General features: G+C 73.0%; 8 protein-coding genes. 4 read left to right on the top strand and 4 right to left on the bottom strand.

From position 1 onward, the window contains the following. Positions 1 to 58 precede the first annotated feature (58 nt). Positions 59 to 1,174, bottom strand: coding sequence for a glycerate kinase (locus tag ACFVH0_RS40250; protein WP_385828398.1), 1,116 nt, complete (start codon positions 1,172 to 1,174; stop codon positions 59 to 61). A gap of 135 nt (positions 1,175 to 1,309) precedes the next feature. Between ACFVH0_RS40250 and ACFVH0_RS40245 the strand changes: the two genes are divergently transcribed. From ACFVH0_RS40245 to ACFVH0_RS40235, 3 genes are all read left to right on the top strand, one after another. Further along, positions 1,310 to 1,804 (top strand): NUDIX domain-containing protein, encoded by a 495-nt coding sequence (locus ACFVH0_RS40245; RefSeq protein WP_385828397.1) that lies wholly within the window; start codon positions 1,310 to 1,312, stop codon positions 1,802 to 1,804. A 165-nt stretch (positions 1,805 to 1,969) separates the two neighbouring features. Next, positions 1,970 to 3,184: a hypothetical protein gene (locus ACFVH0_RS40240; protein WP_385828396.1), complete on the top strand. Its 1,215-nt coding sequence runs from the start codon at positions 1,970 to 1,972 to the stop codon at positions 3,182 to 3,184. Between the two features lie 47 nt (positions 3,185 to 3,231). Then, positions 3,232 to 4,005: an NAD-dependent deacetylase gene (locus ACFVH0_RS40235; protein ID WP_385828395.1), complete on the top strand. Its 774-nt coding sequence runs from the start codon at positions 3,232 to 3,234 to the stop codon at positions 4,003 to 4,005. A gap of 54 nt (positions 4,006 to 4,059) precedes the next feature. Here ACFVH0_RS40235 and ACFVH0_RS40230 read toward each other — a convergent pair whose 3' ends face one another. Further along, entirely contained in the window at positions 4,060 to 4,464 is a 405-nt protein-coding gene (locus tag ACFVH0_RS40230; protein ID WP_385828394.1) for a (2Fe-2S) ferredoxin domain-containing protein, read from the bottom strand. Positions 4,465 to 4,800: 336 nt separating this feature from the next. On the opposite strand from ACFVH0_RS40230, the gene ACFVH0_RS40225 reads away from it, so the two are divergent. Further along, entirely contained in the window at positions 4,801 to 5,385 is a 585-nt protein-coding gene (locus ACFVH0_RS40225; protein ID WP_385828393.1) for a TMEM165/GDT1 family protein, read from the top strand. Positions 5,386 to 5,471: 86 nt separating this feature from the next. Here ACFVH0_RS40225 and ACFVH0_RS40220 read toward each other — a convergent pair whose 3' ends face one another. Both ACFVH0_RS40220 and ACFVH0_RS40215 read right to left on the bottom strand, forming a co-directional pair. Next, entirely contained in the window at positions 5,472 to 5,996 is a 525-nt protein-coding gene (locus tag ACFVH0_RS40220; protein ID WP_385828392.1) for a methylated-DNA--[protein]-cysteine S-methyltransferase, read from the bottom strand. Between the two features lie 20 nt (positions 5,997 to 6,016). After that, positions 6,017 to 7,489 carry an AlkA N-terminal domain-containing protein gene (locus ACFVH0_RS40215; RefSeq protein WP_385828391.1) on the bottom strand — a complete coding sequence of 491 codons (1,473 nt, stop codon included), beginning with the start codon at positions 7,487 to 7,489 and terminating at the stop codon, positions 6,017 to 6,019. Between the last annotated feature and the right edge of the window lie 147 nt (positions 7,490 to 7,636).

Raw genomic sequence — 7,636 nt, 5'->3', positions numbered from 1 at the left:
GGGGGGGGGGGGGCGGCGCGCCCCCCCCCCCCCCCGCCCACCGGAGGAAGCCACGGGGCTACCGCAGGAAGTCGCGCGCGATCGACTCGGCTGCCCGCTCCAGGAGCGGCCCCGCCTGGGCCATCGAGACCGCGGGGTCCGGCTCCAGGTCGGCGAGGGCGTACGCGCGGCGGATGCCCGCCCCGGTCAGGGCCTCCGGCGACAGGGCCAGACGGCCGCAGACCGCCACGACCTCGATACCCGCGGTGCGGGCCGCCGCCGCCACCCCCGCCGGGGCCTTGCCGTGGAGGGTCTGCTCGTCGAGCGAGCCCTCCCCGGTGATCACCAGCGTGGCGCGCGCCAGCGCCGGGGCGAAGCCGAGGACGTCGAGCATGACCTCGATGCCGGGGCGGAAGCGGGCGCCGAGGGCGACCAGCGCCCCGTAGCCGATGCCGCCCGCCGCGCCCGCTCCGGGCAGCGTGGCGTGGTCCGGGCCGAGGACGGCCGCGTAGTGGGCGAGCGCCGCGTCGAGCGTCGCGATGTCCTGCTCGGTCGCGCCCTTCTGCCTGCCGTAGACCTCGGGGGCGCCCTTCGGGCCCGTCAGCGGGTTGTCCACGTCGCTGGCGAGGATCAGGTCCACCCCGGCCAGTCGCGGATCGAGGCCGGACAGATCCGCCTCCGCCAGGTCGGCGAGCCCGCCGCCACCGGGGCCCACGGGCTTGCCGTCCGCGTCCAGGAAGCGGGCGCCCAGCGCGGCCAGCATGCCCGCGCCGCCGTCCGTCGTGGCGCTGCCGCCGACGCCGAACACGATGGTCCGGGCACCCGCGTCGAGTGCGGCGGCGAGCAGCTCACCGGAGCCGTACGTCGTGGCCGTGAGCGGGGCGAACACCCCTGCGGGCAGGTGCTGGAGGCCCGAAGCCTCGGCCATCTCCACCACCGCCGTGGTGTCGCGCAGCGCGTACGCCGCGGTCACCGGATCGCCGAGCGGTCCGGTCACCCGCGCCTCGCGGCGCTCGAATCCGGCGGCCACCGCCGCCGCCACCGTGCCGTCGCCGCCGTCCGCCACGGGCAGGGTCTCGACCCGCACGCCGGGAACGACCCGCCGCAGCCCGGCCGTCACCCGCTCCGCGACCTGTACGGCCGTGAGCGAGCCCTTGAACTTGTCCGCCGCGACGAGCACGCGTGCGGTCTCCATCACTGCTCCGTCCGCCACCTTGCATCCCTTGCTTTCGAACAGGCAGTCGCGCCGCCCCCGACCCTATCCGCAGCGGATACCCGCTGCCCAGAGCCGTCTTCGTCCGGTCCGGGCCCCTGCCACTACGCTGCCCGCGTGACCACCACTGACTACACCTCCTACATCGCCGGGCTCCCCCGGGTGCTGGCCGCCGCGGCCACCGTGTTCCGGGACGGCCGGGGGCGGGTACTGCTCGTCGAGCCGAACTACCGGGACGGCTGGGCGCTGCCCGGCGGAACGGTCGAGTCCGACGACGGCGAGAGCCCGCGGCAGGCCGCGCGACGTGAGACGGCCGAGGAGATCGGTCTCGATCTGGCGCCGGGGCGGCTGCTCGCCGTCGACTGGGCCCGCGGCCCGCACCGCCCGCCGATCGCCGCGTACCTGTACGACGGCGGGGTGCTGGACGAGGCCCGGTTGAAGGCGATCCGGCTCCAGGAGGAGGAGCTGCTGTCCTGGAAGCTGGTCGAGCGCGCCGAGATCGACCGTTATCTGCTCGGCGCTCTCGCGCTGCGCGTGAAGGCCGCGCTCGATGTGCTCGAATCCGGTGGTGGCGCGGCGGAGCTGGAGGACGGCCGTCCGGTGGACGGCTGACGACCTGGGCCGGATTCGACCCGAATCGCCGTTCTGTCCCGTTGTGCTGACCGCTCGTCAACTGGTAGTCCGGTCGACGGCTGCCGGACTCCCGAGTTCATGTGCCATTGGTCCGCAGTGCACGCTCGACCGGCATCATCCGGACTCCACGACAGCGGAGGGATCATGCGTACGCACACGGGACACCTCGGCGGGCGACTGGCCACGATCGTCGCAGCGTTCGCCTGTACGGCGGTCGTCGCCTCGGCGGCGACGGCACTCGCGGACCCGGCACCGGCCTCGGCCGCCGCCCGGGCCGCACACAGCAAGCCGCCGCTGTCGGTCGACGGCGGCGCCTGGCAGTCGGGCCATGTCCAGGGCATGGCCATCGACCGCCGCAAGGGCTTCATGTACTTCTCCATGACCAATCTGCTGGTCAAGACCGACCTCAAGGGCAACCCGGTCGGCTCGGTCACCGGATTCACCGGCCACCTCGGTGATCTGGACTTCAACGAGAAGGACGGCCGGGTCTACGGCTCGCTGGAGTACAAGGAGGCGAAGTCCTTCTACATCGCGATCCTCGACGTCGACCGCATCACCCGGATGGACATGGACGCCCAGTCCACCGGGGTTGTCTCGACCGTCTATCTCAAGGAGGTCGTGAAGGACTTCACCGCCGACATGAACGGCGACGGGGTCTTCGACGGCGACACGGGCAACACCCCCGACCACCGCTACGGCTGCAGCGGCATCGACGGCGTCGCCTTCGGTCCGGCGTTCGGTGACCGGCGCGGCAAGCGCGCCGCGAAGCGGCTGACGGTCGCGTACGGCGTGTACGCCAACGCGGGCCGCGCGGACAACGACCACCAGGTGCTGCTCCAGTACGACGTCACCCGGTGGAAGAAGTACGAGCGCCCGCTGACCGAGTCGGCCCCGCACACCAGCGGTCCCGACCTGACCGACGGCAAGTTCTTCGCGTACACCGGGAACACCACGTACGGCGTGCAGAACCTGGAGTACGACGGGCACAGCGGCAACTGGCTGATGTCCGTCTACAAGGGGACCAAGCCGGGCTTCCCCAACTACTCGGTCTTCGCGCTGGACGGTGCGCGCAAGCCGGTGCGCGGCCTCGTCCGCGGGCAGCAGCGCCCCGAGCACGGCCTGCTGCTCCCGCTGCTGCGCAAGGGCGCGCACGACGCCGCCACGGACACGTACGGGTGGCCGGCGCCGGGACAGTACGGGCAGTACGGCCTGGTGTCGCTGGACGACGGGCGGTTCTACGTCGCGCGCAGCGGCACCCTCCAGGACGGTGGCGTCACCAAGCAGACGGCGCGGGCCGAGCTGAACACCTGGACGGGCCTGACCCCGTCGCCGTTCAGGCCCGCCGGTCCGGCCGCCTGACGGAAATGGCCTCGCGGACGGTGACCGGCGCTGTTTACGCTCGCGGTATGACTCTCGTCGCGATCCTCAGCGGCGCCGGCATCTCCACGGACTCCGGCATCCCCGACTACCGCGGGCCCAACGGGCTCTGGCGCAAGGACCCGGAGGCCGAGAAGCTCGTCACGTACGACTTCTACATGGGTGATCCGGAGATCCGCCGCCGCGCCTGGCGGATGAGACGGGACGGCGCGGCCCGGACCGTGGAGCCCAATGCGGCCCATCACGCGGTGGTGGAGCTGGAGCGGTCCGGCACCCCGGTGCGGGTGATCACGCAGAACGTCGACGGGCTGCACCAGCGCGCCGGACTCCCCGGCCGCAAGGTCCTGGAGCTGCACGGCACCGTCCACGAGGTGGTCTGCACCCGCTGTCACGCCCGTTCCGCGATGGACGAGGCGCTGGCCCGGGTGGACGCGGGAGAGTCCGACCCGTCGTGCACGGTCTGCGGCGACATCCTGAAACCGGCCACGGTCATGTTCGGGGAGCGGCTCGACCCGGTGGTGCTGGGTCAGGCGGTGTCGATCGCGAAGGCCTGCGAGGTGTTCATCGCGGTCGGTACGTCGCTCCAGGTGCACCCCGCCGCCTCGCTGGCCGGGGTCGCGGCGGACAACGGGGCGAGGCTCATCATGATGAACGCGGAGCCGACCCCCTACGACGAACTGGCCGAGACGGTCATCCGCGAGCCCATCGGTACGGCGCTGCCCGCGCTGCTGCGGCAGCTGGCCGCCGGTACGGGGCCGGTCGCGGGTTCCGGCGGGGCTTCCGGAGGCCGAGGGGACGGGTAGTGCCCGATCCCGCCGCCCGTGTGCGGGCCCGGCCACGGTCCGCCGGGCGGCGCCTCAGTGGTCGAGTTCCTGCTGTATGCGCCGTGAGGGGCGGAACGTGTACAGGTCGAGGATCTCCGGCGGGTCCACCAGCCCCGGACCGCCGGCCTCGACCCAGGTGACGATGTCCGTCACGGCGTCCGGGTCGTTGACCAGGCCGAGCCAGACCGGCCGGCCGCCCGCGCGGCGGCCCTCGGCCGACGGCTGGACCACGATGACATTGGCCCGTTCGCAGGCGTCCAGGCACTCCACGGCACGTACCGTGGCGACCTCGCCGAGCGACCGCCGCAGCTCGGCGAGCTGGCCGGCGTGGTCCACGTCCGGGATCTTGGGTGTCCCGCAGCAGCAGCCGCGGCAGACACTGACGGTGGGCCGGGGCGCGCCTGCGGCGGGTGCCGTCCTTCGGGTGCGGCGGCTCATGCGGGGACGCTTGCGGCGCGGGCGCGGATGATCACCAGGGGACTGTAACGGTCCCCGCCGCCGGGTCGAACACCTGCTCTCCCCCGCGGGCGGGTGGGGTACAGTTGGTGGCTGCGAAGGGGAGTAGCCCCGCAAACCGGTCGTCGACACACTGGAACCCCAGGGTTCCCGGTGGCCGGGCTCGTGGATCATCACGGGCGGGCGAGACCTTCGGTCAGGTATGACACGCCCGCGTCCAGTGGGCGCTGACGTCATGCCGGGCCGAGTGGTCCTCCGGAAGCCCGAACGGCGCTTCGCGAAGTGCCCGGGCCCGGCTCTCACAGAAAGCCACCCGGAATGCACCTCGACCCCTGGGCGATCCTCACCGCCTTCGGTCTGATCTTCCTTGCGGAGCTCCCCGACAAGACGATGTTCGCGTCGCTCGCCATGGGCACCCGCATGCGACCGCTGTACGTCTGGTTCGGCACGTCGTCCGCGTTCATCGTCCATGTCGCCATCGCGGTGGGGGCGGGCAGCCTGATCGGGCTGCTGCCCGACTGGCTCGTCAAGCTCGTCTCGGCTTCCCTCTTCGCGTTCGGGGCCTTCATGCTGCTGCGTTCCGGCGGCGGCGATGACGACGAGGACGGCGGCACGAAGACGGTGACCGGCTTCTGGCCGGTCTACTCGACCGCGTTCATGGCCGTCTTCATCAGCGAGTGGGGCGACCTCACCCAGATCACCACGGCCAACCTGGCCGCGAGCAACGGCACCTGGTCCACCGCGATCGGGTCCGCGGCCGCCCTGATGTCCGTCTCGGCGCTGGCGCTGCTGGCGGGTCAGTTCATCGCTAAGCGGGTACCGCTCAAGACGGTCCAGCGGATCGGCGGGATCTGCATGCTGGGGCTGGCGGTCTGGACCCTGGTGGAGATCTTCACCGGCTGACGACCCACGCCCGCAGGTGGCTTCGGGGCGGTCCCGGACCTCGGTGTCCGGGCCCGCCCTCTTCGTTTCCGCGGGCTCGGACGGGGTCAGAACAGCGCCGGGGTGTCGTCCCGCGCACCGCTCTCGAAGGCCAGCAGCCGCTGCTTGCGGTCGAGTCCGCCGCCGTATCCGGTGAGGCTGCCCGAGGCGCCGATGACTCGGTGACAGGGGACGATGACGCCCACCGGGTTCTTGCCGTTGGCCAGCCCCACCGCACGCGAGGCGCCCGGTTTGCCGAGGTTCTCGGCCAGTTCGCCGTACGAGCGGGTCTCGCCGTACGGGATGAGCCGCAACTGCTCCCAGACGCTGCGCTGGAACGGGGTGCCCTCCAGGCGCAGCGGCAGGTCGAAGGTGCGCAGTTCCCCGGCGAAGTAGGCGTCGAGCTGGCGGACGGCCTCCCCGAAGGGCCCCGGATCGGGTTCGCCGAAGGTCTCCTCGGGCGGGCGGTGCCGCTGGCCGGTCATGTAGAGACCCGTGAGGACGCCGTCGGCGGCGACGAGGGTGAGCGGGCCGTACGGGCTGTCGACGACGGTGTGCTGCCGGGTCGCCGCGGGTGGCTGCGGTTCGGTCATGGCTGGACTTCCCGACTCTCTCAGGTGGGCAGGTGGTTGATGGGGTGGTCGTCCACGGTCCACAGGTACTGGACCGCGTACGCCCGCCAGGGGCGCCAGGCGGCCGCGCGGGCGGTGAGCGCCGCGGGTGTCGAGGGGAGGCCGAGCTCCTCGGCGGCCCGCCGGATGCCGAGGTCGGTGGGGAGAAAGGCGTCCGGGTCGCCGAGTGCCCGCATCGCGATCACCTCCACGGTCCAGGGACCGAAGCCGGGGAGTGCGGTCAGTTCGGCCCGCGCCTGCTCCCAGTCGGTGTCGGTGCCCAGCCTCAGCGATCCGTCGGCGAGTGCGCCGACGAGGGTGGTGAGGGTGGTGCGGCGGCTGCGCGGCAGGGCGAGCTGTTCCGGGTCGAGTCCGGCGAGCGCCCCGGGGTCCGGGAAGAGGTGGGTGAGCCCGCCCTCCGGGTCGTCGACCGGCAGGCCGTGCGCGCCGACCAGCCGGGCGGCGTGGGTGCGAGCGGCGGCGGTCGAGACCTGCTGGCCGAGCACCGCCCGTACGGCGAACTCCGCGCCGTCGACGGTACGCGGCACCCGCCGGCCCGGGGCCTTGCGGACCAGTGGGGCGAGCAGCGGATCTGCGCCCAGCTGCTCGTCCACGGCCTCCGGGTCGGCGTCCAGGTCGAGCAGCCAGCGGCAGCGGCTGATCGCGAGGGTGAGATCGCGAGGGTCGGTGAGGGAGAGCCGGGCCGCGATGTGGTCGGGGTGCGGGGTGAGACCGACGATGCCGTGCCCGTACCGCAGGGAGAGGGTGCGGCGGTAGGCGCCGTCGCGCCACTCCTCGACGCCGGGGACGGCGGTCGCGGCGAGGTGGCCGAAGAGGTTGCTGGGGTTGAGCGGGGCCCGGTACGGCAGCCGCAGCGCGATCACGCCCGGGGTGGCCGGCGGCGTCCCGGACCGGGTGGCGCGGCTGCGCAGTTCGCCCGGGGCGAGCGCGAAGACCTGGCGGACGGTGTCGTTGAAGGTACGGATCGAGGAGAACCCGGCGGCGAACGCGACTTCCGCCATGGGGAGCCCGGTCGTCTCGATGAGCAGTCTGGCGGTCTGGGCGCGCTGTGCGCGGGCCAGGGCGAGCGGGCCGGCACCGAGCTCGGCGAGCAGTTGGCGTTCGATCTGCCGGGCCGAGTAGCCGAGTCGGGCGGCGAGTCCGGGGACGCCCTCGCGGTCGACGACACCGTCCCGGATGAGCCGCATCGCGCGGGCGACGGAGTCGGCCCGGGCGTTCCACTCCGGGGAGCCGGGGCTGGTGTCGGGCCGGCACCGCTTGCAGGCCCGGAATCCCGCCTGCTGGCAGGCCGCGGCGCTGGGGTAGAAGGTCATGTTCTCGACCTTGGGCGGCACGGCCGGGCAGCTGGGGCGGCAGTAGATCCGGGTGGTCAGGACCGCCGTGAAGAACCAGCCGTCGAAGCGGGCGTCCTTGGAATGGACGGCCCGTACGCAGCGCTCGGTGTCGGTGTGCATGACTCAAGCATCGGTCACCCGGAACCCGGGGGCTGGCGAGAATCCGACATCGACGTCGCGCTGCCGGCGGTTCTCCGAGCGGCACCGGGACCGGGTCCGCCGGTGTCCCGGCGACGGCCGGCCGCGCCCCCGTGCAACGGGCGCGGC

The organism is Streptomyces sp. NPDC127117, assembly GCF_042677325.1.
Lineage (GTDB): Bacteria > Actinomycetota > Actinomycetes > Streptomycetales > Streptomycetaceae > Streptomyces.
The sequence above is the reverse complement of the archived record's forward strand: the minus strand, read 5'-3'. Positions and strand labels throughout refer to the sequence as shown.